Source organism: Micromonospora sp. NPDC000316 (assembly GCF_042898885.1).
Classification (GTDB): Bacteria; Actinomycetota; Actinomycetes; order Mycobacteriales; family Micromonosporaceae; genus Micromonospora.
In genome coordinates this window covers 273,208-295,085 of the sequence record NZ_JBIAZG010000006.1, presented here as the reverse complement: position 1 = coordinate 295,085, position 21,878 = coordinate 273,208, and the positions used below count along the sequence as shown (strand labels likewise).

Annotated in this window: 20 protein-coding genes; 12 read left to right on the top strand and 8 right to left on the bottom strand. The window is 69.7% G+C overall.

Going from position 1 to position 21,878, the window contains the following annotated elements; all coding sequences use genetic code 11:
• Positions 1–230 precede the first annotated feature (230 nt).
• The 5 genes from ACFY2Q_RS16205 (at position 231) to ACFY2Q_RS16185 (ending at position 5,962) form a co-directional block, all read left to right on the top strand.
• Positions 231–1,871, top strand: a complete 1,641-nt coding sequence (locus ACFY2Q_RS16205) for an ABC transporter substrate-binding protein (protein ID WP_387130841.1) — start codon at positions 231–233, stop codon at positions 1,869–1,871.
• Between the two features lie 148 nt (positions 1,872–2,019).
• The gene (locus ACFY2Q_RS16200; RefSeq protein ID WP_357007106.1) at positions 2,020–2,946 is read left to right on the top strand and encodes an ABC transporter permease; all 927 of its coding nucleotides are present in this window, start codon (positions 2,020–2,022) and stop codon (positions 2,944–2,946) included.
• On the top strand, positions 2,939–3,901 hold the full coding sequence (locus ACFY2Q_RS16195; RefSeq protein ID WP_387130837.1) for an ABC transporter permease: 963 nt from the start codon (positions 2,939–2,941) through the stop codon (positions 3,899–3,901). Before ACFY2Q_RS16200 ends, ACFY2Q_RS16195 begins: the two co-directional genes overlap by 8 nt.
• A gap of 26 nt (positions 3,902–3,927) precedes the next feature.
• Positions 3,928–4,956 carry an ABC transporter ATP-binding protein gene (locus ACFY2Q_RS16190; RefSeq protein WP_387130948.1) on the top strand — a complete coding sequence of 343 codons (1,029 nt, stop codon included), beginning with the start codon at positions 3,928–3,930 and terminating at the stop codon, positions 4,954–4,956.
• Positions 4,949–5,962: an ABC transporter ATP-binding protein gene (locus tag ACFY2Q_RS16185; protein WP_387130835.1), complete on the top strand. Its 1,014-nt coding sequence runs from the start codon at positions 4,949–4,951 to the stop codon at positions 5,960–5,962. Before ACFY2Q_RS16190 ends, ACFY2Q_RS16185 begins: the two co-directional genes overlap by 8 nt.
• Positions 5,963–6,104: 142 nt before the next feature.
• Here ACFY2Q_RS16185 and ACFY2Q_RS16180 read toward each other — a convergent pair whose 3' ends face one another.
• Positions 6,105–6,494: a chorismate mutase gene (locus ACFY2Q_RS16180; RefSeq protein WP_387130833.1), complete on the bottom strand. Its 390-nt coding sequence runs from the start codon at positions 6,492–6,494 to the stop codon at positions 6,105–6,107.
• Between the two features lie 313 nt (positions 6,495–6,807).
• Between ACFY2Q_RS16180 and pcrA the strand changes: the two genes are divergently transcribed.
• A complete protein-coding gene (gene pcrA / locus ACFY2Q_RS16175) occupies positions 6,808–9,213 on the top strand; it encodes a DNA helicase PcrA (RefSeq protein ID WP_387130831.1) in 2,406 nt (801 codons plus the stop codon).
• A 70-nt stretch (positions 9,214–9,283) separates the two neighbouring features.
• Here pcrA and ACFY2Q_RS16170 read toward each other — a convergent pair whose 3' ends face one another.
• Both ACFY2Q_RS16170 and ACFY2Q_RS16165 read right to left on the bottom strand, forming a co-directional pair.
• The gene (locus ACFY2Q_RS16170; protein WP_387130829.1) at positions 9,284–10,060 is read right to left on the bottom strand and encodes a M23 family metallopeptidase; all 777 of its coding nucleotides are present in this window, start codon (positions 10,058–10,060) and stop codon (positions 9,284–9,286) included.
• A 274-nt stretch (positions 10,061–10,334) separates the two neighbouring features.
• Positions 10,335–11,042, bottom strand: a complete 708-nt coding sequence (locus ACFY2Q_RS16165) for a M23 family metallopeptidase (RefSeq protein ID WP_387130827.1) — start codon at positions 11,040–11,042, stop codon at positions 10,335–10,337.
• Positions 11,043–11,472: 430 nt separating this feature from the next.
• Here ACFY2Q_RS16165 and ACFY2Q_RS16160 point away from each other — a divergent pair, with 430 nt between their 5' ends.
• The 3 genes from ACFY2Q_RS16160 (at position 11,473) to sucD (ending at position 14,383) form a co-directional block, all read left to right on the top strand.
• Positions 11,473–11,877, top strand: coding sequence for a cobalamin B12-binding domain-containing protein (locus ACFY2Q_RS16160; RefSeq protein WP_387130825.1), 405 nt, complete (start codon positions 11,473–11,475; stop codon positions 11,875–11,877).
• Positions 11,878–12,314: 437 nt separating this feature from the next.
• Positions 12,315–13,493: an ADP-forming succinate--CoA ligase subunit beta gene (sucC, locus tag ACFY2Q_RS16155; RefSeq protein ID WP_387130823.1), complete on the top strand. Its 1,179-nt coding sequence runs from the start codon at positions 12,315–12,317 to the stop codon at positions 13,491–13,493.
• Between the two features lie 2 nt (positions 13,494–13,495).
• The gene (gene sucD / locus ACFY2Q_RS16150) at positions 13,496–14,383 is read left to right on the top strand and encodes a succinate--CoA ligase subunit alpha (protein WP_387130821.1); all 888 of its coding nucleotides are present in this window, start codon (positions 13,496–13,498) and stop codon (positions 14,381–14,383) included.
• An 81-nt stretch (positions 14,384–14,464) separates the two neighbouring features.
• Here the strand turns inward: sucD and ACFY2Q_RS16145 are convergent, their stop codons facing one another.
• Entirely contained in the window at positions 14,465–14,731 is a 267-nt protein-coding gene (locus tag ACFY2Q_RS16145) for a DUF4190 domain-containing protein (protein WP_387130819.1), read from the bottom strand.
• Between the two features lie 201 nt (positions 14,732–14,932).
• On the opposite strand from ACFY2Q_RS16145, the gene ACFY2Q_RS16140 reads away from it, so the two are divergent.
• Positions 14,933–16,267 carry a DUF6350 family protein gene (locus ACFY2Q_RS16140; RefSeq protein WP_387130817.1) on the top strand — a complete coding sequence of 445 codons (1,335 nt, stop codon included), beginning with the start codon at positions 14,933–14,935 and terminating at the stop codon, positions 16,265–16,267.
• A 93-nt stretch (positions 16,268–16,360) separates the two neighbouring features.
• On the opposite strand, the gene ACFY2Q_RS16135 is transcribed toward ACFY2Q_RS16140, so the two are convergent.
• Both ACFY2Q_RS16135 and ACFY2Q_RS16130 read right to left on the bottom strand, forming a co-directional pair.
• The gene (locus tag ACFY2Q_RS16135; protein WP_387130815.1) at positions 16,361–16,942 is read right to left on the bottom strand and encodes a DUF4190 domain-containing protein; all 582 of its coding nucleotides are present in this window, start codon (positions 16,940–16,942) and stop codon (positions 16,361–16,363) included.
• Between the two features lie 26 nt (positions 16,943–16,968).
• Positions 16,969–17,265 (bottom strand): CD225/dispanin family protein, encoded by a 297-nt coding sequence (locus tag ACFY2Q_RS16130; RefSeq protein ID WP_387130813.1) that lies wholly within the window; start codon positions 17,263–17,265, stop codon positions 16,969–16,971.
• Positions 17,266–17,426: 161 nt separating this feature from the next.
• Here ACFY2Q_RS16130 and purN point away from each other — a divergent pair, with 161 nt between their 5' ends.
• Both purN and purH read left to right on the top strand, forming a co-directional pair.
• Positions 17,427–18,047, top strand: a complete 621-nt coding sequence (gene purN, locus ACFY2Q_RS16125; RefSeq protein ID WP_357007141.1) for a phosphoribosylglycinamide formyltransferase — start codon at positions 17,427–17,429, stop codon at positions 18,045–18,047.
• Positions 18,044–19,615 carry a bifunctional phosphoribosylaminoimidazolecarboxamide formyltransferase/IMP cyclohydrolase gene (gene purH / locus ACFY2Q_RS16120; protein WP_387130811.1) on the top strand — a complete coding sequence of 524 codons (1,572 nt, stop codon included), beginning with the start codon at positions 18,044–18,046 and terminating at the stop codon, positions 19,613–19,615. Before purN ends, purH begins: the two co-directional genes overlap by 4 nt.
• Before the next feature lie 130 nt (positions 19,616–19,745).
• Here the strand turns inward: purH and ACFY2Q_RS16115 are convergent, their stop codons facing one another.
• Both ACFY2Q_RS16115 and ACFY2Q_RS16110 read right to left on the bottom strand, forming a co-directional pair.
• Positions 19,746–20,777 carry an ABC transporter ATP-binding protein gene (locus ACFY2Q_RS16115; RefSeq protein WP_387130809.1) on the bottom strand — a complete coding sequence of 344 codons (1,032 nt, stop codon included), beginning with the start codon at positions 20,775–20,777 and terminating at the stop codon, positions 19,746–19,748.
• Positions 20,761–21,789 (bottom strand): ABC transporter ATP-binding protein, encoded by a 1,029-nt coding sequence (locus ACFY2Q_RS16110; protein ID WP_387130807.1) that lies wholly within the window; start codon positions 21,787–21,789, stop codon positions 20,761–20,763. Before ACFY2Q_RS16110 ends, ACFY2Q_RS16115 begins: the two co-directional genes overlap by 17 nt.
• Positions 21,790–21,878 lie beyond the last annotated feature (89 nt).

Below are 21,878 nucleotides of genomic sequence, written 5' to 3'. Positions count from 1 at the left end.
CGTACGGCCCGCGACCACGGCCTCCGACTGTTTTCCCGGCGGTTCGTGGCTGCGACGCCTGCGTAGGGTCGTGCCTTGCTGGGTGGGGAGCCCGGCGGATCGGAACATCAGGGGTGTCCCAACTTCCCTGTGGTCTCGGCGACCCCTGCCCCGGGGTTGTCGGACCGTGTCACCCCCAAACGTGCGTGAAACCCACGACGGAACAGGTTAGAAAGAGGAGGCCCCTCGGAATGAGAGTCTCGAAGCGGGCGACGAGCGCGATTGCGCTCAGCGCGGCTGCCGCGCTTGTCGCGAGTGGTTGCTCGAGCAGTGATGGTGACGGCGACGCCGCCACCAGCAAGGACGGCTCGATCGTCATCCACGGCGTCCAGCCGGAGAACCCGCTGGTCCCGTCCAACACCACGGAGACCGGCGGTGGCAAGGTCATCGACTGGCTGTGGACCGGCCTGGTCGAGTACCCGAACGACGGTGGGGCCCCGCGCAACGCGCTGGCCGAGTCCATCGACACCAAGGACTCCAAGGTCTTCACGATCAAGATCAAGAAGGGTACCAAGTTCCACGACGGTACCGAGGTGAAGGCGAAGAACTTCGTCGACGCCTGGAACTGGGCCGCCTACTCCCCGAACGGTGCGCAGAACGGCACCTTCTTCTCGGACATCGACGGCTTCGACAAGACCTACACCTCGGACCCGGACGGCCCGGACGGCCCGCAGAAGGCCCCGGAGCCGACGGCCAAGGAGATGTCCGGCCTGAAGGTCGTCGACGACCAGACCTTCGAGGTCACCCTGGCGGCCCCGACCGCGGTCTTCCCGACCAAGCTCGGCTACAGCGCCTTCATGCCGCTGCCGGACGCCTTCTTCACCATGAAGCCCGAAGAGTTCGGCAAGAAGCCGATCGGTAACGGCCCGGTGAAGTTCGTGTCGTGGGACGACAACGTCCTCATCAAGCTGACGCGCTTCGACGACTACAACCTGCGCGACAAGATGAAGATCAAGGACGTCGACGTCAAGCTGTACCAGGACGAGACGGCGGCCTACGCGGACCTGCTGGCGAACAACCTCGACTTCATGGAGGTTGTCCCCACCTCGGCGCTCGCCGGCGACAAGTGGAAGGCCGACCTCGGCGACCGGGGCATCTCGACCGTCACGCCGTCGACCGCGTTCATCGCGTTCCCGGTCTACGACAAGCGCTTCCAGGACCCGAAGCTGCGTCGCGCCGTCTCGCTGTCGATCAACCGGCAGGAGATCTCGGACAAGATCTTCTTCGGTACCCGCAAGCCGGCCGACAGCTGGGCCAACCCGCTGACCCCGGGCGCCAAGCCGGGTAACTGCACCGCCTGCAAGTTCGACCCGACCACGGCGAAGCAGCTGCTGGCCGAGGCCGGTGGCTTCCAGGGCGAGATGGTCTTCTACTACAACGCCGACTCCAGCCACAAGGACTGGATGGACGCCGTTGCGCAGCAGGTCAAGACCAACCTCAACATCGAGGCTCGGGCTGAGGGCGTGCCGACCTTCGCGGTCTTCCGCCAGAACATCAACGCCCACAAGATGACCGGTCTGTACCGTGCCGCCTGGCAGCAGGACTACCCGGACGTGGAGAACTGGGTCAACCCGCTCTTCATCACCGGTGGTTCCTCGAACGACGGCCTCTACAGCAACAAGGAGGTCGACGCCCTTGCCAAGCAGGCCAGCGGCGCGCCGAGCCTGGAGGCCTCCCACGAGGCGTTCGCCAAGGCCGTCGAGCTGGTCGACAAGGACGTCCCGAGCATCCCGATCTACTTCTACGGCCAGCAGTCCGGCCACTCGGAGAAGATCAAGAAGCTCGAGCTGAACAACGTCGGCGAACTCGACATCACCTCGGTCGAGCTCTGATCCGAACGGTTTGACCCCGGGTCGGGCTCGCCACATCCGGTGAGCCCGGCCCGGGGCCGTTCCGCGAGTGGATGTCACCGCATCGCACTCGCCACGTTGTCACCACGTGTCGGTCGTCCGACGCGACCCCTGTCTGGAGGACCACCCCATGGGCCGTTATCTGTTGAGGCGGCTGCTCCAACTCGTGCCCGTCTTCATCGGGACGACGTTCCTGATCTACTGGCTCGTCTGGGCCGTTCCGGGCGACCCGTTCGCCGGCAAGTGCGGTGAGCGCCGCTGCCCGGATCAGTACATCGCCTTCATGACCGAGAAGTACAACCTGGACCAGAACGTCTTCGTCCAGTACGGCAGCTACATGAAGAACCTGCTGCAGGGCGATTTCGGTCAGACCTTCTCGCAGCGCGAGATCAGCGACATCATCCTCACGTCGTACCCGAACACCCTCAAGCTGGCCCTTGTCGCGCTCGCCATCGAGGCCGTGATCGGCCTGGGCGCCGGCGTGCTGACCGGTCTGCGGCGTAACGGTTTCCTCGACAACCTCGTCCTCGTCTCGACCCTCTTCCTGATCGCGCTGCCGGTGTTCGTCGTCGGCTTCGTGCTGCAGTGGCTGCTGGGCGTGCAGTGGGGCATCGTCAAGCCGACCGTCTCCTCCGAGATGCGGCTCTCCGAACTGATCGTCCCGGGCTTCGTGCTCGGTAGTGCGTCCGTGGCGTACATCGCTCGGTTGGCTCGAACGAGCATCGCGGAGAACCGCCGTGCCGACTACGTGCGGACCGCCATCGCCAAGGGCCTGCCGATGCGTCGTGTGGTGGGTGTGCACCTGCTGCGCAACTCGCTCATCCCGGTGGTCACCCTGCTCGGCACCGACCTCGGTGCCCTGATGGGCGGTGCGATCGTCACCGAGGGAATCTTCGGCATCAACGGGATCGGCCGCGCGGTGTACCGCGCGATCGTGACCAAGGAGAGTGCCACCGTAGTGGGCATCGTGGTCGTCCTGGTGCTGGTCTATCTCGTGATGAACCTGCTGGTTGACCTGATCTACGCCGCCCTGGACCCGAGGATCCGTTATGAGTGACCCGAGTACCGCATCGATCGTCAGCACCCCTGCCGCTCAGCCGACCGACTCCGTCGACCCCGCGGGGCAGCCGCAGAGCAACGAGAAGCCGCGCGGCCTGCTCGGTGACGCCTGGCGCGACCTTCGGCGCAAGCCCCTGTTCTGGATTTCGGCCACGCTGATCGTGATCTTCCTGCTGATGGCGGTCTTCCCGGCGCTGTTCGCACCGGGCGAAGCGGTGAACGGATCGCTGTCCCGCAGCCTCGAGAAGGCGTCCGGTGATGCCTGGTTCGGTTACGACCTCCAGGGCCGGGACGTCTACGCGCGCGTCATCTACGGCGCGAGTGCCTCCATCCAGGTCGCCGTGCTCGCTGTCATCGGCACCCTGCTCGTCGGTGGGACCATGGGCGTCATCGCCGGCTACCGCGGTGGTTGGGTGGACGCGCTGCTGAGCCGGATCGCCGACGTCTTCTTCGGGCTTCCCTTCGTGCTCGGTGCGATCGTCATCCTCACCACGTTCAACGGCTCGGGCACCAGCAACACCAAGTTCGAGATCACTGGCCTGGTGACCATCTCCCTGATCGTGCTGAGCTGGCCGGTCGTGATGCGCCTGATGCGTTCCTCGGTGCTCGCCACCAAGGAGGCCGACTACATCGTCGCGGCCCGCGCCCTGGGTGCCGGCACCGGTCGGATCATCATCAAGCACCTGCTGCCGAACTGCCTGGCCCCGCTTCTGGTCTACGGCACGATCATGGTCGGCTCGTTCATCGGCGCCGAGGCAACCCTGTCGTTCCTGGGCGTCGGCCTGAAGTCGCCAGTGGTGTCCTGGGGCATCATGATCAGCGACGGGAAGGATTTCCTCCGGGTCGCGCCGGGGCTCGTGTTCTTCCCCGCCGCGTTCCTCGTCACCGCAGTTCTGAGCTTCGTGATGCTCGGTGAGGCGGTCCGCGAGGCCCTCGATCCGAAACTCCGCTAGGGGAGATCCAGTTGTCCGACATTCTCGTGTCCGAGCAGTCCGCGCCGGGATCCGGCGGGTCCGGACGTCCCTCCGGTCGGCTGCTCGAGGTCGACGACCTGCGGGTGGAGTTCCGTACCCGGGACGGCGTCGCAAAGGTCATCAACGGGGTCACGTACCACGTCAACGCGGGGGAGACCCTCGCCGTGTTGGGCGAGTCCGGCTCCGGTAAGAGCGTCACGGCGCAGACCATCATGGGCATCCTCGACACCCCGCCCGGCTTCGTCACAGGTGGACAGGTCCGCTTCCACGGCAAGGACATGCTCGCCATGTCCGCCGAGGAGCGCCGCCGCATCCGCGGCGAGGGCATCGCGATGATCTTCCAGGACGCGCTCTCCGCGCTGAACCCCGTCTTCACCGTCGGGTTCCAGATCGCCGAGCAGTTCCGGGTCCGGCGTGGCATGGGTCGCGCGGAGGCCAAGAAGCGCGCGATCGACATGCTCGACCAGGTCAAGATCCCGAACGCCAAGGGTCGGTTCAACAACTACCCGCACCAGTTCTCGGGCGGTATGCGGCAGCGCGCGATGATCGCAATGTCGCTGGCGCTCGACCCGGAGGTGCTGATCGCGGACGAGCCGACCACCGCGCTCGACGTGACAGTGCAGGCCCAGATCATGGACCTGCTCGCCGAACTGCAGCGTGAGCGGCAGATGGGCATGATCCTGATCACCCACGACCTCGGCGTGGTCGCCGACGTCGCGGACCGGATCGCGGTCATGTACGCGGGCCGGATCGTCGAGGAAGCCGACGTGTACGACCTGTACGCCAAGCCGGCGCACCCGTACACGATGGGTTTGATCGACTCGATCCCGCGCCTGGACGAGAAGGGGCAGCAGCTCCGGACGATCAAGGGTCTCCCGCCGAACCTGATGAACATCCCGCCGGGCTGCCCGTTCAACCCGCGCTGCCCCATGGCTCAGCCGGTGTGCCGGGAGAAGGTCCCGCCCCTGCTTCAGGTGGGCACCGCCCGGGCCAGCGCCTGCCACTTCGCCGAGGAGCTGGTGAACCGTGTCTGAGAACATCATCGAGGTCCGTGACCTGGTCAAGCACTACCCCGTCACGCGGGGTGTGGTGTTCAAGAAGACCATCGGTCAGGTCAAGGCGGTCGACGGAGTCTCGTTCGGTCTGCGCGCCGGTGAGACGCTCGGTGTGGTCGGCGAGTCCGGCTGCGGCAAGTCGACCCTTGCCCGGGTGCTGATGAACCTGGAGAAGCCGACGGCGGGCAGTGTCTCCTACAAGGGCCAGGACATCTCCAAGCTGTCCGGTGGGGCGCTGCGGCGTCTCCGTCGGCAGATCCAGCTGGTCATGCAGGACCCGTACACCTCGCTGAACCCGCGGATGACGGTCGGCGACCTGATCGGTGAGCCGTTCGAGATCCACCCGGAGGTGGCGCCGAAGGGCAGCCGTCGGGGCAAGGTCCGGGAACTGCTCGACCTGGTCGGCCTCAACCCGGAGCACATCAACAGGTACCCGCACCAGTTCTCCGGCGGTCAGCGTCAGCGCATCGGCATCGCCCGTGCGCTCGCGCTGCGCCCCGAGGTGATCGTCTGCGACGAGCCGGTGTCCGCGCTCGACGTCTCCATCCAGGCCCAGGTGATGAACCTGCTGGAGAAGTTGCAGGGCGAGTTCGGGCTGTCGTACGTCTTCATCGCGCACGACCTGTCGGTGGTCCGCCACCTGTCGGACCGCGTCGCGGTCATGTACCTCGGCAAGATCGTCGAGATCGGCACCGAGGACGAGATCTACGAGCGGCCGACCCACCCGTACACCCAGGCGCTGCTCTCGGCGGTGCCGGTGCCGGACCCGACGCAGCGGAACAACAAGACGATCATCCGACTCACGGGTGACGTTCCGTCGCCGGTCAGCCCGCCCTCGGGCTGCCGGTTCCGGACCCGCTGCTGGAAGGCGCAGGATGTCTGCGCCCAGCAGGTCCCGCTGCTGGAGGTCCGACCGAGCTCGGACCACCCGAGCGCCTGCCACTTCGCGGAGAAGCGCGAGATCGTCGCCACCCACGAGGCGTGAGTCACCGGAACCGCCTGCCGACGTCACCACGACGACGGCAGGCGGTTTCGTCTGTCCGGTGCCCTGAGCGGGCCGGTGCGACGCCGGACGCCCAACCGGGGCCCGGGGGACCACCGATGCCCGGCGGCCCTGCCGGGGTGGTTCAGAGCGGGCCGCGACCCGCACGCAGCAGCAGCAGTGCCAGTTGGGTGCCGTCGGCGCCGAGCGCCGTCCGGAAGCGCTCCAGGATCTCCCGCTCACGGGAGAGCACCAGGCGCGTCCCGCCGGAGGCCATCCGGGTGACCCCGACCTCCTGCGACAGCGCAGCCCGCTCCTGCCAGAGCGAGATCAACGCGTTGTCGATCTCGTCGATGCGTTCCCTGATCTGCACGATCCGCGCGGAGGCGGTCGGCTCCACGGTGCCGGTCTGTGCCTCGGCCGGGTCGCCGGTCTCGACCGGGGGCACCGCGATCGGCGTGCCCCCGTTCAACGAGGGCTGGTCCGGCTCGGGCCGGGTCGGGCCGCCGCTCTGCTCCACCACGTCTGTCATCATCGGGTACCTCTCGCGCTGTGGTGCCCGGTGCCCACAACCCGGGACAGAAAAGCCCCGGGCTCCAGGAGCCCGGGGCTTTTCGCAGGTCTGATCGATCAGGCGCGACCTACGGCAGCCGGACTCCCGGTGCCGTAGTAAAAGTAGTAGCGCGCAGTGATCACGCCGTCGAGTATGCCCACGTCGACGGCGGGTGCGCAAGGATTCCGCCCCAAATGGCGACCCCTGCCACGCCGGAGGCGTCGGCACGGGACCCCTTTCCCGCCGGACGGCGCGCTCGGGAAGTGTCTGGCTGCCGGCATAGACTTGTCGCGCGATGCATCCTCTCTTCGACATTCCCGCGTCCCCGCCCGCGCCGGAGTCCGCGCCGGCCCGTCCGCACCGTCCCGCGTCGGCCTCCGCCCGCCTCGATCCGCGCGAACTGCTCGCCGGTTTGAACGGGCCGCAGCGCGACGCGGTCAGTCACGCCGGCTCGCCGCTGTTGATCGTGGCCGGCGCCGGGTCCGGCAAGACCCGGGTGCTCACGCACCGGATCGCCTACCTGCTCGCCGAACGGGACGTGCATCCCGGGGAGATCATCGCCATCACCTTCACCAACAAGGCAGCCGGCGAGATGAAGGAGCGGGTCGCCGCCCTGGTCGGCCCGCGCGCTCGGCTGATGTGGGTGTCGACGTTCCACTCCGCGTGTGTCCGCATCCTGCGCGCCGAGCACGAGCACGCCGGCCTCAAGTCGACCTTCTCCATCTACGACGCCGACGACTCCCGCCGGCTGATGCAGATGGTCACCCGGGAGCTGGATCTCGACCCGAAGCGCTACCCGGCACGCGGGCTGGCCGCCCAGGTCTCCAACCTCAAGAACGAGCTTGTCGACCCGGAGCAGTTCGCCGCGCGGGCCAGCGGGCCCAACGAGCGGGCGCTCGCCGAGGCGTACACGCTCTATCAGCGTCGGCTGCGCGAGGCGCACGCGCTCGACTTCGACGACCTGATCATGACGACGGTGCACCTGCTCCAGTCCCACCCGCACGTCGCAGAGAGCTACCGGCGACGGTTCCGGCACGTGCTCGTCGACGAATACCAGGACACCAACCACGCCCAGTACACGCTGATCAAGGAGTTGGTGTCCGGCACCGACGGGCTGGCGCCGGCCGAGCTGTGCGTGGTCGGTGACGCCGACCAGTCGATCTACGCGTTCCGGGGCGCGACGATCCGCAACATCCTGGAGTTCGAGCGGGACTTCACCGACGCGCGGACGATCCTGCTGGAGCAGAACTACCGCTCCACCCAGACCATCCTCAACGCCGCCAACGCGGTGATCGACCGGAACACCTCCCGCAAGCCCAAGCGGCTGTGGAGCGAGGCCGGCGACGGCGAGCGGATCGTCGGCTACGTGGCCGACACCGAGCACGCCGAGGCGGACTGGGTGGGCCGGGAGATCGACCGTCTGGTCGACGCCGACGAGACCCGCCCCGGCGACGTCGCGGTGTTCTACCGCACCAACGCGCAGTCCCGCGTCTTCGAGGAGGTGTTCATCCGGGCCGGTCTGCCCTACAAGGTGGTCGGCGGGGTGCGCTTCTACGAGCGCAAGGAGGTTCGCGACGCGCTGGCGTACCTGCGTTCGGTGGTAAACGACGACGACACGGTGAGCCTGCGGCGGGTGCTGAACACCCCCCGCCGGGGCATCGGTGACCGCGCGGAGGCGTGCGTCGAGGCGCTGTCCGGCCGCGACCGGATCTCCTTCGGGGCGGCGCTGCGTAGGGCCCGCGAGGCGCCCGGCATCTCCACCCGGGCGGCCAACGGCATCGCCGACTTCGTGGCGCTGCTCGACGGTGCCCGTGAGCTGGCCGAGACCGGCACCCCGGAGGAGGTGCTGGAGGCGTTGCTGACCCGCTCGGGCTACCTCACCGAGCTGGAGGAGAGCCTGGACCCGCAGGACGCCGGTCGGGTCGACAACCTCCAGGAGCTGGTAAGCGTCGCCCGGGAATACACCGAGCGGATCGAGGCGCTGGGCGCCGACGGGGAGCGGGCCACCCTTGCCGGCTTCCTGGAGCAGGTCGCGCTTGTCGCCGACGCCGACCAGATCCCCTCCGACGACCCCGACCACCAGGGCGTGGTCACGCTGATGACGTTGCACACCGCAAAGGGCCTGGAGTTCCCGGTGGTGTTCCTCACCGGCATGGAGGACGGGGTCTTCCCGCACCTGCGGTCGCTTGGCGACACCCGCGAGCTGGAGGAGGAGCGCCGGCTGGCGTACGTCGGCATCACCCGCGCCCGGCAGCGGCTCTACCTCTCCCGGGCGGTGACCCGTTCGGCCTGGGGGCAGCCGTCCTACAACCCGCCGTCGCGGTTCCTGGAGGAGCTGCCACCGGAGTTGGTGCGCTGGGAGCGCACCGAGGGCTCGTACACCTCGTGGGCCGGCGGGGGCGGCGGCGTCGGTGGGCGCGCGGACCGCGCACCCGGCGGGCGCGGGACCTTCACCGGGGGGACCCCGAAGGCGGCGCAGTTGGCCCAGCGGCTCGGCGTGGACGGCAGTCGCCTCACCACGGCCAGCGAGTTGCCGCAGGGGCCGAAGGTGTCCGCCGGCGATCGGGTCAACCACCAGCGGTACGGGCTGGGGCGGGTGCTCGCCGTCGAGGGGCACGGCCCGGGCGCTCGCGCGCAGATCGACTTCGGTGACCAGACCATGTGGCTGGTGCTGCGGCACGCCCCCGTCGACAAGCTCTAGAGCCAGCGCGGATGAGTGGCCCCCCAGCGCGGGAGGCCACTCATCCGATCGATCGCCAGGCGCTCCGGGCTCAGCAGCCCAGGTCGACGCCGCGCGCCCGCATGAACGGCGCGGGGTCGATCTGGTTCCACATGCCCTGGTGCACCTCGAAGTGCAGGTGCGGGCCTGTGGAGTCGCCCGTGCTGCCCTCGTAGCCGATGACCTGGCCGGCCTTGACCTTCTGGCCGACGGTGACCGCGATCCGGCTCTGGTGGGCGTAGTGGGTCAGGTAGCCGTTGCCGTGGTCGATGAAGACGGAGTTGCCGTACCCGTCGGAGGCGTCGCCGGCCTGGGTGACGGTGCCGGCGGCTGCCGCGTGGATGGGCGTGCCGGAGGGCAGCGCCAGGTCGATGCCGGCGTGCAGGGTGCCCCAGCGCTGCCCGAAGCAGGAGGTGATCGACGCGCCCGGCATCGGGTTGACCCAGGCGGGCGTGGGCTTCGTGGTCTTCTTCGCCACCGGCTTCGGCTTGGTGGTGGCCGTCTTCGTCGGCGTCGGGCTGGCGGAGGCCGACGGGCTGACGGTAGGGCTCGCGCTGGGCGTGGCCGACGGGGAGTCCGGCGCTGTCGACTCGCGGGTGGAGCGGTCGGCCCGGCTGTCGGCCTCGGCCCGCGCCTGCGCGTCGAGCGAGACGGCGGTGGGCGCCGGGCGGTCACCGCCGGTGGTGGCGACGGCGACGCCGCCCAGGCCGAGGGCTACCAGGGCGGCCGCGCCGAGCACGATTGTGCGGTTTCGCCGGCGGGTGCGCCGCGGCTGCTCGGTGGTGGTGTCGGGGGTGTTCTCGTTCTGGACGGGGCTGTCTTCTTGCACGGCGGACCTTCACAGTCGAGGGGGCACTTGACCTCGAAATAGTGGTGTCGGGCCGAGCTGGACGGGGCATCGGGACCGGACGGCCGCGCAAGGGGTCGGGCGTCACCTGCCCGGGTATGAGCTGTTGTGATGCGCTCCGTCCGGAAAGGTGATCATGTGGAGTGGTGTCGTCGGTCACAGTCGGTGCTGTGATTCGGCAGACATCCGCAGCCGACCCACAACGAAAAACCGCCCGGATCGACAGATCCGGGCGGCTAACGATCGATACGCAGCGTCAGGACGCGGCTACCTCGCTGTAGATTGCCTCGACTTGCAGCTTGATGTCCACTCCGCGCTTCTGCAGGTAGGGCACCGGGTCGATGGGCTGGCCCTTGACATGCAGCTCAAGGTGCAGGTGGGTGCCGTAGGCGTGGCCGGTCTGACCCACCAGGCCGAGCTGGTCGCCCGCCTTGACCTGCTGCCCCTCCTTGACGCTGAGCGCGGAGGAGTGGCCGTAGATGGCCTCGCTGCCGTCGGCGTGCTGGACGATCACCGCGTAGCCGTAGCCGCCGAACCAGCCGGCCTTGCTGACGAGCCCGTCGTGGATCGCCACGTACGGCGTGCCCTCCGGGACGACCAGGTCGACGCCTGTGTGCAGCTTGCCCCAACGCATCCCGTACGGGGAGTTGAAGTCGTAGCCCTGCAGCGGCAGCATCCAGACCTCGGGCTCGGCCGCTTCCTTGCCGCGGCTGTCCCGGGAGGCGCGTTCGGCGTTGTCCGCACGCTCCGTCGCGTCCTGGCTGGTGACCGACGCCTGCTTGAGCTCGTCGAGCACCGACGGGCTGACGTCCTTGGCGTCGGGCAGGGCGCTCGCGCCGAGCGCGACGAGGCCGGCACCGACGAAGGCGGTGGTGACGACGGCCGCGTAACGGCTACGCGGGGGGGTGGGCACGCGGCGACGACCGCGATATCGATCGGGCTCAGACGACAGGCGCTGGCGCACGCACACCCTCCGTTGTCGGGGTTCCGAGGCGGCTGGTGGACGTCCGTGAAGCTCCGATGAACGTCTGCCAACCGCGTCGTCACCCGTCCATGGACCTGATGACAACCGTGGACACGTTAGCCAACCCCCAGGCGAGTCACAAGCCAGAGCGCGGAATTGGCGTGTCGATCTGTCCGTTTGCGTCCGTGATTGTCACGCATCGTGGCGTCAGACGGTGCCCCCGTAACTGCCCGTTCGTCGCCGAGCGTGACCGGACCGGCTGAGTCGTCCGACTTGACGCCGCAGCCCACCGAGCACTGCCCGGCCGGCACCTGTCGGGCCCGGAGGCGCCCGGATGTCGGGCGGTTTCCGGCCCGGATTTCCCGGCCCCGGTCGGGCGGGTTACCGTTCGTTCAGGTGAAGGCCGTGAAGCCGGTGAAAGGGTGCGCTGATGAGCTCTCGTATTCGGGTCGTCGTCGCCAAACCAGGGCTGGACGGCCACGACCGGGGCGCCAAGGTCGTGGCGCGCGCCCTGCGGGACGCCGGGATGGAGGTCGTCTACACCGGCCTGCACCAGACGCCCGAGCAGATCGTGGAGATCGCCATCCAGGAGGACGCCGACGCGGTCGGCCTCTCCGTACTCTCCGGCGCGCACATGACGCTCTTCCGGCGGGTGCTGGAACTACTTGGTGAGCGGGACGCCCGCGACATCGTCGTTTTCGGTGGCGGCATCATCCCGAACGGTGACATCCCCGAGTTGGAGAAGCTGGGCGTCGCCAAGATCTTCACGCCCGGCGCCACCACTCAGGCGATCGTCGAGTGGGTCCGGCAGAACGTCGCGCAGCCGGTCGGCTGACAAGCGCAGCGGGGCCACCGGGCGGGTCGAGCCGGATTTGGGCACGGGGGAGGGGCCGGACGCACCCCTCACACGTCCGGCCCCTCTATGCACGATGCCCCGCCGCCACCCCTCGACCGACAGGGCATCGGCCGTCTCCCGTCATCGCGCTGTTCAGCGCTCCGACACCTGACTCAACGACGCCCCCACGGCCGGGTTACGCACCCGTTCCAACATCGCCCGGACGATTGACGTCGGCTGCGCCACGGCCGGAACCACCACGTCAGGTGTCCGGTTGTGCATTACCGCACACCGTGCACCCGCTCGGTTGCCGGTGGTGCCCACATCGCTAGGCTGCGGCCAATGGCCTGTTTGAACTGATGACAGGCGTCAAACTGTTTTCGAACGCTGGTGGCGGCGCGACGGCGCGCCGCGGAGACGGGACGGGACGCGCAAACGTGGACCTGTACGAGTACCAGGGGCGGGACCTGTTCGAACGGCACGGCTTGCCCGTGCTGGCCGGCGGCGTCGCCACTACCCCGGAGGAGGCCCGCGCGATCGCCGAACGCCTCGGCGGTCGTGTGGTCGTCAAGGCACAGGTAAAGGTCGGCGGCCGAGGCAAGGCCGGTGGCGTCAAGCTCGCCGAGGGCCCGGATGAGGCGGTGGCCAGGGCCACCGACATCCTCGGCATGGACATCAAGGGCCACACCGTCCACAAGGTCATGATCACCGTGACCGCGGACGTGGCCGACGAGTACTACTTCTCGTACCTGCTCGACCGGGCGAACCGCACCTTCCTCTGCATCGCCAGCGTCGCCGGCGGCATGGACATCGAGCAGGTCGCGGCCGAGACCCCCGACAAGGTCGTGAAGGCCCCGATCGACGCCGTCAAGGGTGTGGACGAGGCCAAGGCTCGCGAGATCGTGACCGCTGCCGGCTTCCCGGCCGAGGTCGCCGACCAGGTCGTCGAGGTGGCCGTCGGGCTGTGGCAGGCGTTCGTCGCCGAGGACGCCACGCTTGTCGAGGTCAACCCCCTCGCGAAGAACGGCGACGGGCGGCTGCTGCTGCTCGACGCCAAGATCAGCCTGGACGAGAACGCGGCGTTCCGGCACCCGGACCACGAGGCCCTGGTCGACCAGGCCGCCGTGGACCCGCTGGAGCAGGCCGCCAAGGCCAAGGACCTCAACTACGTCAAGCTCGACGGCGAGGTCGGCATCATCGGCAACGGCGCGGGTCTGGTCATGTCGACCCTCGACGTGGTCGCGTACGCAGGTGAGCGGCACGGCAACGTCAAGCCGGCCAACTTCCTCGACATCGGCGGCGGCGCGAGCGCCGAGGTGATGGCGAACGGCCTGGAGATCGTGCTCTCCGACCCGTCGGTGAAGAGCGTCTTCGTCAACGTCTTCGGCGGCATCACCGCCTGCGACGCGGTCGCCAACGGCATCGTGCAGGCGCTGGCGCTGCTGGAGCAGCGGGGCGAGAAGGCCACCAAGCCGCTCGTCGTCCGCCTCGACGGCAACAACGCCGAGGCTGGTCGGGCGATTCTCGACGGCGCGAACAACCCGCTGATCCAGCGGGTCGACACCATGGACGGCGCGGCCGAGCGGGCCGCCGAGCTGGCAGCTGCGGGGGTCTGATCATGGCTATCTGGCTGACCAAGGACTCGAAGGTCATCGTTCAGGGGATGACCGGCTCCGAGGGCTCCAAGCACACCCGGCGGATGCTCGCCGCCGGCACCAACGTGGTGGGCGGCGTCAACCCGCGTAAGGCGGGCCAGAAGGTCGACTTCGACGGCACCGAGCTGCCGGTCTTCGCGTCCGTGGCGGACGCCATGGCCGAGACCGGGGCCGACGTCACTGTCATCTTCGTGCCGCCGCAGTTCACCAAGGCCGCAGTGGTCGAGGCGATCGACGCCGCGATCGGCCTGGCCGTGGTGATCACCGAGGGCGTGCCGGTGCACGACACCGCCTCGTTCTGGGCGTACAACGTGTCGAAGGGCGAGCAGACCCGGATCATCGGGCCGAACTGCCCCGGCATCACCTCGCCGGGCGCGTCCAACGCCGGCATCATCCCGGCCGACATCACCGGCTCCGGCCGGATCGGCCTGGTCAGCAAGAGCGGCACGCTGACCTACCAGATGATGTACGAGCTGCGTGACATCGGCTTCTCCACATGCGTCGGCATCGGCGGTGACCCGATCATCGGGACCACCCACATCGACGCCCTGGCGGCGTTCGAGGCCGACCCGGAGACCGACGCCATCGTGATGATCGGCGAGATCGGCGGCGACGCCGAGGAGCGGGCCGCCGAGTTCATCAAGGCCAACGTCACCAAGCCGGTGGTCGGCTACATCGCCGGCTTCACCGCGCCTCCCGGCAAGACCATGGGTCACGCCGGGGCGATCATCTCCGGCTCGGCCGGCACCGCCGAGGCGAAGCAGGCGGCGCTGGAGGCGGTCGGAGTCAAGGTCGGCAAGACGCCGACCGAGACCGCCAAGCTCATGCGGGAGATCATGTCCGGCAACTGAGCCGGCAGACAGCATCGCAGGGGCCGACCGGTTGAACCGGTCGGCCCCTGCGGCGTACCACCCGGGCGGGAGCGCCCCAGCTCAGTCGTTGTTCCAGAACGGGTAGTTGCCGGTCGACCGTAGAATCGCGCTGCCGATGATGTTGATCACGCCGAAGGCGATGGCGAGGTAACCGAGAATCGGCGACTGGCCGTAGCGCCGGGCGTCGCGGATCGACAGGTAGCCGAAGATGATGCCGAGAATGCCGCAACAGATCAGCCCCAGCACGATGCCCAGCACGCCCCAGAGCGTGGTGCGGTCCCGGCCCCTGGCCGGCGGCGGTGGGGGTGGCGGGTATGCGGTCGTCACGGCTTCCTCCGGCGCGGTCATCGGCGGCGGGCCGACCCGGGCGCGCCCGGCGGACCCGACCGGGGAGGCGGCTACGGCCACCCCCTCTGGCCCGAGGCTAGACCCGGCCGGACGCCCTCGGCCCCGGTTCGCTCAACTCGCCGCCGCCCGGGGCGGGCTAACGGACGGCCACGGCCCGTGCGACGTGCCAGAGTAGAGCGGATGTCCCCCGACACCCCTGACCGCCCCAGCCGTTCCGGCGGTGTGGGCGCCGACGACCGGTCGGTCGACCGCGCCACACCGCGTCGGCGGGTGCCCGCGCCCCGCGCCGGTGAGTCGCCGCGCGGGCGGGCACCGCTGCCCGTCGCCGCAGGGGTGGCCGCCGGCTGGGCAGCCCTCACCTCATACCTGCCGGTCGCCATCGTTCTCGGCCTGGTGCAGCTCGGCGCGGACTCCACCACCCTGAGCGGCACCCTGCGCACCGCACTTGCCGGCTGGCTGGTGGGGCACGGTGTGCCACTGCACACCGAGTCCGGCCCGTTCGGGCTCGCTCCGCTGGCGCTGACAGTGCTCGCGCTCTGGCGACTGACCCGGGCCGGCGTGCACGTCAGCCGCGCGATCGGTGCCCGCGACAGCCGCTCACCGCGTCGAGCGCTGATCGGTGCGGGCGCGGTCGGCCTGGCGTACGCGCTGCTCGGCGCGCTGGCCGCGATGCTGGTGAGCGCGGGCGGGCCGGATGTGCCACTGGTGCGGGCAGCAGCCACGTTCGCCGTGGTCGGCACGCTCGCCGCGCTTGTCGGCGCGACCCGGATCACCGCCGTGACCCGACTGCTCGTCGCCCGGATGCCCGGTCCGCTGCGGGATGCCGTGCGTGCCGGGCTAGTCGCCGCGCTCCTGCTGCTCGGGGCCGGTGCCGGCGCGGCAGGCCTGGCCGTGGCCACCGGCGGCGGTGACGCCGCGGACATGATCGGCGCGTACCAGACCGGAGTGGCCGGGCAGGCCGGGATCACCCTGGTCAGCATGGCGTACGCGCCGAACGCGGCGATCTGGTCGACCAGCTACCTGCTCGGGCCCGGTTTCGCCGTCGGCGTCGACACCGCCGTCCGCACAAGCGAGGTGTCGGTGGGTGCGCTGCCGGCCATCCCGCTGCTCGCCGGCCTGCCCCGCGGTCCCGTGGACGGCCTCGGTGCCCTGCTGCTCGCGGTGCCGGTGCTGGCCGGGATGGTCGTCGGCTGGCTGCTGGCCCGACGGGTGGGCCGTCTCGCCGGGCCGGAGCGGGCCCCGCGGCGCTGGGCCGGGCTGCTGGCGCCGGCAGCGCTTGCCGGGCCGGTGGCAGGCGTGCTGCTCGGCGTGGCCGCCGCGATCTCCGGCGGGCCGCTCGGTGCCGGCCGACTGGCGCAGGTCGGGCCGGTGGCCTGGCAGGTCGGGGTGGTGGCGGCAGGTGTCATCGCGGTCGGCGCGCTGCTCGGGGCCGCCGCCACCCGGGCGCTCGTTCGGAGCCCAGGTGGTGGCCATGCCCCACCGCGCGACCCGGAGCCCGACCGGGCTCGCCGCTGAAACTGACCGGTTCGCCGACCTGACAGTGCTGGTGGTGGGGACGGCGCGGGGCGCCCCGGACGAATCCGGAGCGCCCCGTCAGGGCCGGACCGCTCAGGGCTGAGCCGGCAGGTTGATGTTCGCGAAGATGCTCAGGATGATCAGCAGGATGCCCAACCCGGCACCGACCGCACCGCAGATCAGGCCGGCCTTGGCCTGGCCGCCGTTGTTGGCCTGGCCCTGGGCGACCTTCTGCTGCGCCAGGTAACCGGTCACCACGCCGGCGATGCCGACGGGGATGCCCAGGTAGAGGCAGCAGATCAGCGGGATCGACGCGATGCCGAGGATCATCGACACCAGGCCGAGGGTGTTGTTCTGGCCCTGCTGCTGCGGGTAGCCGGCGTTCGGGTACGAGGGCGCGCCACCGTACTGCGGCTGCTGCCCGTACTGCGGCTGCTGACCGTACGGGTCCTGCGGCGGCTGGCCGTACTGCGGCTGCTGGCCGTACGGGTCCTGCTGCGGCTGGCCGTACGGCTGGCCGGAGGTGGGCTGCTGGCCGTACGGCTGGCCCGAGGTGGGCTGCTGGCCGTACGGGGCGGCCGGCGGCGGGGCGTACGGGTCGTGCGGCGGCGGGGGTGAGGTCGGGTCGTTGGGCTGCTGGCCGTACGGGTCCTGACCGGGGTTGCCGGGCTGCATTCGAAGAGCTCCTTGGATTTGTTCCGTCAGTTACTGCTGCTGTTCCCACTCATGATCGCGCCCAGACCGCCCAACGCGCAGCACAGCAACACGATGACATACCACGTGATACCCACGATAAGGGCCCATTTGGACCACTTGCGTGATTCTGTGGCCGCGGCCTGCGCCCCGGCGTAGTCACCCTGCTGAAGCAGTGGGTTGACCTTCGACGCGTTGATGATCGCCGGGATGGCCAGCGGCCAGAAGAGGAAGACAGCGACGATCGACATCGTCATGTTGTTGTCGATCGGCGGTTGCTGCTGGGGGTGGTGACCGGGCTGCATGGGGGTGCTCCTCATTCCAACGACACGGTTGGCGTGCCGGAACGCTAACGGGGGTGCGGGCCGAGCGACCGGCAGCGTACCGGGTCGATGCCCGTCGGCACTGTCGGAGATCGGCACCGCCCAGCCGAAGGGCCTCCTGACCTGCCCGATAGGCTGGCCCGGTGACCGAGCCCGCGTCCGCCGCCCGCATCGTCGTCCTCATCTCCGGCTCCGGGAGCAACCTTCAGTCCCTGTTGGATGCCGCCGCTGATCCCGCGTACGGCGCGCAGGTGGTCGCGGTCGGCGCGGACCGCGACGGCATCGCGGGCCTGGACCGGGCCGAAGCGGCGGGGGTGCCGACCTTCGTCGAGCGGGTCCGCGACCACGACACCCGGGAGGACTGGGATCGGGCGCTCACCGCGCACGTCGCGAAGCACCAACCCGACCTGGTCATCTCCGCCGGCTTCCTCAAGCTGGTCGGCCCGCACTTCCTCGCCGCATTCGGCGACCGCTACCTGAACACCCACAACACCCTGCTGCCGGCGTTCCCCGGCATCCACGGCCCGCGTGACGCACTCGCCTACGGCGTCAAGCTCACCGGGGCCACGCTCTTCTTCGTCGACGCCGGCATGGACACCGGGCCCATCGTGGCGCAGGTCGCGGTGCCGGTGCTCGACGACGACGACGTGGACGCGCTCACCGAGCGCATCAAGGAAGCCGAGCGACGGCAGCTCGTCGAGCAGGTCGGTCGCCTGGTCCGCGAAGGCTGGACCATCACCGGAAGGAAGGTCACGGTTCCGTGAGTCCCACTCAGGACGGGCGTCGCCCGATCAGGCGGGCGCTGGTCAGCGTCTATGACAAGACCGGGCTGGTCGAGCTGGCGCAGGCCCTGCACGCCGCCGGTGTGGAGATCGTGTCCACCGGGAGCACGGCGGGCACCATCGCCGCCGCCGGCGTGCCGGTGACCCCCGTGGAGACGGTGACCGGGTTCCCCGAGGTGCTCGACGGTCGGGTGAAGACCCTGCACCCGAAGGTGCACGCGGGTCTGCTCGCCGACCTGCGCAAGGACACCCACGTCGCCCAGCTCGACGAGTTGGGGGTGGCCGCGTTCGACCTGCTCGTCTCCAACCTCTACCCGTTCCAGGCGACTGTCGCCTCCGGCGCGGGCGTCGAGGAGTGCGTGGAGCAGATCGACATCGGTGGCCCGGCCATGGTGCGGGCCGCCGCCAAGAACCACGCCTCGGTCGCCGTACTCACCGACCCGGCCGCTTACCCGGCGCTGCTCGGCGCGCTCGACGAGGGTGGATTCACCCTGGCCCAGCGCCGCGCGCTTGCCGCCCGGGCGTACGCCGACATCGCCGAGTACGACGTGGCTGTCGCCCAGTGGTGCGCCAAGGAGCTGGCCCCGGCCGACGACTCCTGGCCGACGTTCGCCGGGACGGCGCTGCGCAAGTCGACCGTGCTGCGGTACGGGGAGAACCCGCACCAGCCCGCCGCGCTCTACGTCGACCCGGACGCCCCGGCGGGGCTGGCCCAGGCCGAGCAGTTGCACGGCAAGGAGATGTCCTACAACAACTACGTCGACGCGGACGCCGCCTGGCGGGCCGCGAACGACTTCGCCGACCAGCCGGCCGTGGCGATCATCAAGCACGCCAACCCGTGCGGCATCGCGGTCGGCGCGGACGTGGCCGAGGCGCACCGCCTGGCGCACGCCTGTGACCCGGTGTCGGCGTTCGGCGGCGTCATCGCGGTCAACCGCCCGGTCTCGGTCGAGATGGCCCGGCAGGTGGCCGAGATCTTCACCGAGGTGGTGGTCGCCCCCGGCTTCGACGAGGGCGCCGTCGAGGTGTTGCAGGGCAAGAAGAACATCCGGCTGCTGCGCGCGCCGGCCTGGAGCCCGGCGATTGTCGAGTGGCGGCAGGTGGCAGGTGGCGTGCTGTCCCAGGTCGCCGACCGGGTGGACGCCCCCGGCGACGACCCGGCGAGCTGGCAGTTGGCGACCGGAGAGGCCGCCGACGAGGAGCTGCTGCGGGACCTCGCGTTCGCCTGGCGGGCGGTCCGCGCGGTGAAGAGCAACGCGATCCTGCTCGCCAAGGACGGCGCCACCGTCGGGGTCGGCATGGGTCAGGTCAACCGGGTCGACTCGGCGCAGCTCGCGGTCAACCGCGCCGGCGCCGAGCGGGCCCGGGGTTCGGTCGCCGCGTCGGACGCGTTCTTCCCGTTCGCCGACGGCCCGCAGATCCTCATCGACGCCGGCGTCCGCGCCATCGTGCAGCCCGGCGGCTCGATCCGCGACGAGGAAGTCATCGCCGCGGCCAAGAAGGCAAACGTAACGATGTACCTGACCGGCACCCGCCACTTCTTCCACTAACCCCAACCCCCGGGCCCGCACCCGCACCCGCACCCGCTCGGCCCCCCGTTGACCATGAAGTTATCGGCACGCTCACCGGCGTGTCGGAGCTATAACTTCATGGTCAACGGGGGAGGCCGGGCCGGGTGGGTTACTGGGCTGCGGGGCGGAGTTCGGCGAAGTGGCAGGCGGACGGGTGGGGGTCGGCTGCTCTCGGGACTGTCTTGGGGTCCTCGACGGCGCAGATGTCCTGGGCCTTCCAGCAGCGGGTCCGGAAGTGGCAGCCGCTCGGCGGGTCAGCCGGGCTGGGCACGTCGCCGACCAGCCGGATCATGTTGCGCTGGTCGCGTGCCTCCGGGTCCGGCACCGGCACGGCTGACAGCAACGCCTGGGTGTACGGGTGGGTCGCCCGCTCGTAGATCTCGTCCTCGGTGCCGATCTCGACGATCCGGCCGAGGTACATGACCGCGACCCGGTCGGCGATGTGCCGCACCACGGACAGGTCATGGGCGATGAAGATGTACGACAGTCCGAACTCGTCCTGGAGCTGCTCCAGCAGGTTGATCACCTGGGCCTGGATGGAGACGTCGAGCGCGGAGACCGGCTCGTCGCAGACGATCACCTCGGGGCGTAGCGCGAGCGCGCGGGCGATGCCGATGCGCTGGCGCTGACCGCCGGAGAACTGGTGCGGGTACCTGTTGATGTGCTCCGGGTTGAGCCCGACGACGTCCAGCAACTCCTGGACCCGCTTCTGCTTGCTGCCCTTCGGAGCCGCGTCCCGGTGGATCTCGAACGGCTCGCCGATGATGTCGCCGACTGTCATCCGCGGGTTCAGCGAGGTGTACGGGTCCTGCATGACCATCTGCATGTTGCGGCGCAGTCGACGCAGCTCGCCGCCGGAGGCCTTGAACAGGTCCTTGCCCTCCAGGGTGGCCCGCCCGGAGGTGGGTGTCTCCAGCCGCATCAGCAGCCGCGCGAGGGTGGACTTGCCGCAGCCGGACTCGCCGACGACGCCGAGCGTCTCGCCCCGGCGCAGTTCGAAGCTCACGCCGTCGACGGCCTTCACGGCGCCGATCTGCCGCTGGAACAGCACGCCCTGGCTGATCGGGAAGTGCTTCACCAGGTTGTCGACGGAGAGGATCGTCTCGCCCCGGACCTTGGCGGGGCTAGCGGGCGCTGTCATCACGGACCTCCTGCGCGAAGTGGCAAGCACTGGTCCGGCCGTCACCGAGGACCAGGTCATGCGGCACGACGTCCACGCAGACCTGCTGGACGTAGGGGCAGCGGGGGTGGAACGGGCAGCCGGAGGGGATGCGCATCAGGTTCGGCGGCAACCCCTTGATCGTCGACAGTTCCTGGCCGCGGACGTCCATCCGCGGGATCGATTCCAACAACCCCTTTGTGTACGGGTGGGCGGGCGCCTTGTAGAGCGAGCGGACATCGGCGTGCTCGACGATCCGGCCGGCGTACATGACCGCGATCCGGTCCGCGACGCCGGCGACCACACCCAGGTCGTGGGTGATCAGGATCATGGCCATGTTGAGGTCCCGGCGCAGGTCGGCCAGCAGGTCCATGATCTGGGCCTGCACTGTGACGTCGAGCGCCGTGGTGGGTTCGTCGGCGATGAGCACCTTCGGGTTGAGTGCCAGTGCCATAGCGATCATGACGCGTTGCCGCATGCCGCCGGAGAACTGGTGCGGATAGTCGCCGATCCGTTTGGCGGCACCGGGGATCTTGACCAGGTCCATCAGCTCGACCGCCCGGCGGCGGGCGTCGCCCCGGGACATGCCGGCGCGCTGGCGCAGCGTCTCGCCGATCTGCCAGCCGACCGGGAAGACCGGGTTCAGCGCGGAGAGCGCGTCCTGGAAGATCATCGCGATCTCCTTGCCGCGGACCTGCCGGCGCTGTTCCTCGGAGCTGGTGAGCAGGTCCTGACCCTGGTAGAGGATCTGACCGGAGCGGACGAACGCGGGCGGGGTGTCCAGGATGCCCATGATCGCCTGGGCGGTGACCGACTTGCCGGAGCCGGACTCGCCGAGCACCGCGAGGGTCTCCCCGGCGTCCAGGTGGTACGACACGCCGTTGATCACCTGGGCCACGCCCTCGTGGGTGCGGAACTCGATGTGCAGGTCCCGCAGCTCCAGCAGGTGGCCGCCGTCCGGGGTGGCGGAGGCGGGCGTGGGTTGAACGCTCATGATGGTGCCTGCCTTTCGCTCGCGACTGCGGGGCTCGCTTCGCTCGCTCGCATGGCCTGCCTTTCGCTCGCGACTGCGGGGCTCGCTTC

What these genes read in the sequence shown, in the direction of transcription:
- sucD (WP_387130821.1), top strand. Translation starts at nt 13,496, where the DNA reads ATGGCTATCTGGCTGACCAAGGACTCGAAGGTCATCGTTCAGGGGATG.
- ACFY2Q_RS16135 (WP_387130815.1), bottom strand. Translation starts at nt 16,942, where the DNA reads ATGCAGCCCGGCAACCCCGGTCAGGACCCGTACGGCCAGCAGCCCAAC.
- ACFY2Q_RS16205 (WP_387130841.1), top strand. Translation starts at nt 231, where the DNA reads ATGAGAGTCTCGAAGCGGGCGACGAGCGCGATTGCGCTCAGCGCGGCT.
- ACFY2Q_RS16160 (WP_387130825.1), top strand. Translation starts at nt 11,473, where the DNA reads ATGAGCTCTCGTATTCGGGTCGTCGTCGCCAAACCAGGGCTGGACGGC.
- ACFY2Q_RS16200 (WP_357007106.1), top strand. Translation starts at nt 2,020, where the DNA reads ATGGGCCGTTATCTGTTGAGGCGGCTGCTCCAACTCGTGCCCGTCTTC.
- ACFY2Q_RS16130 (WP_387130813.1), bottom strand. Translation starts at nt 17,265, where the DNA reads ATGCAGCCCGGTCACCACCCCCAGCAGCAACCGCCGATCGACAACAAC.
- ACFY2Q_RS16110 (WP_387130807.1), bottom strand. Translation starts at nt 21,789, where the DNA reads ATGAGCGTTCAACCCACGCCCGCCTCCGCCACCCCGGACGGCGGCCAC.
- ACFY2Q_RS16140 (WP_387130817.1), top strand. Translation starts at nt 14,933, where the DNA reads ATGTCCCCCGACACCCCTGACCGCCCCAGCCGTTCCGGCGGTGTGGGC.
- ACFY2Q_RS16195 (WP_387130837.1), top strand. Translation starts at nt 2,939, where the DNA reads ATGAGTGACCCGAGTACCGCATCGATCGTCAGCACCCCTGCCGCTCAG.
- ACFY2Q_RS16115 (WP_387130809.1), bottom strand. Translation starts at nt 20,777, where the DNA reads ATGACAGCGCCCGCTAGCCCCGCCAAGGTCCGGGGCGAGACGATCCTC.
- ACFY2Q_RS16180 (WP_387130833.1), bottom strand. Translation starts at nt 6,494, where the DNA reads ATGATGACAGACGTGGTGGAGCAGAGCGGCGGCCCGACCCGGCCCGAG.
- pcrA (WP_387130831.1), top strand. Translation starts at nt 6,808, where the DNA reads ATGCATCCTCTCTTCGACATTCCCGCGTCCCCGCCCGCGCCGGAGTCC.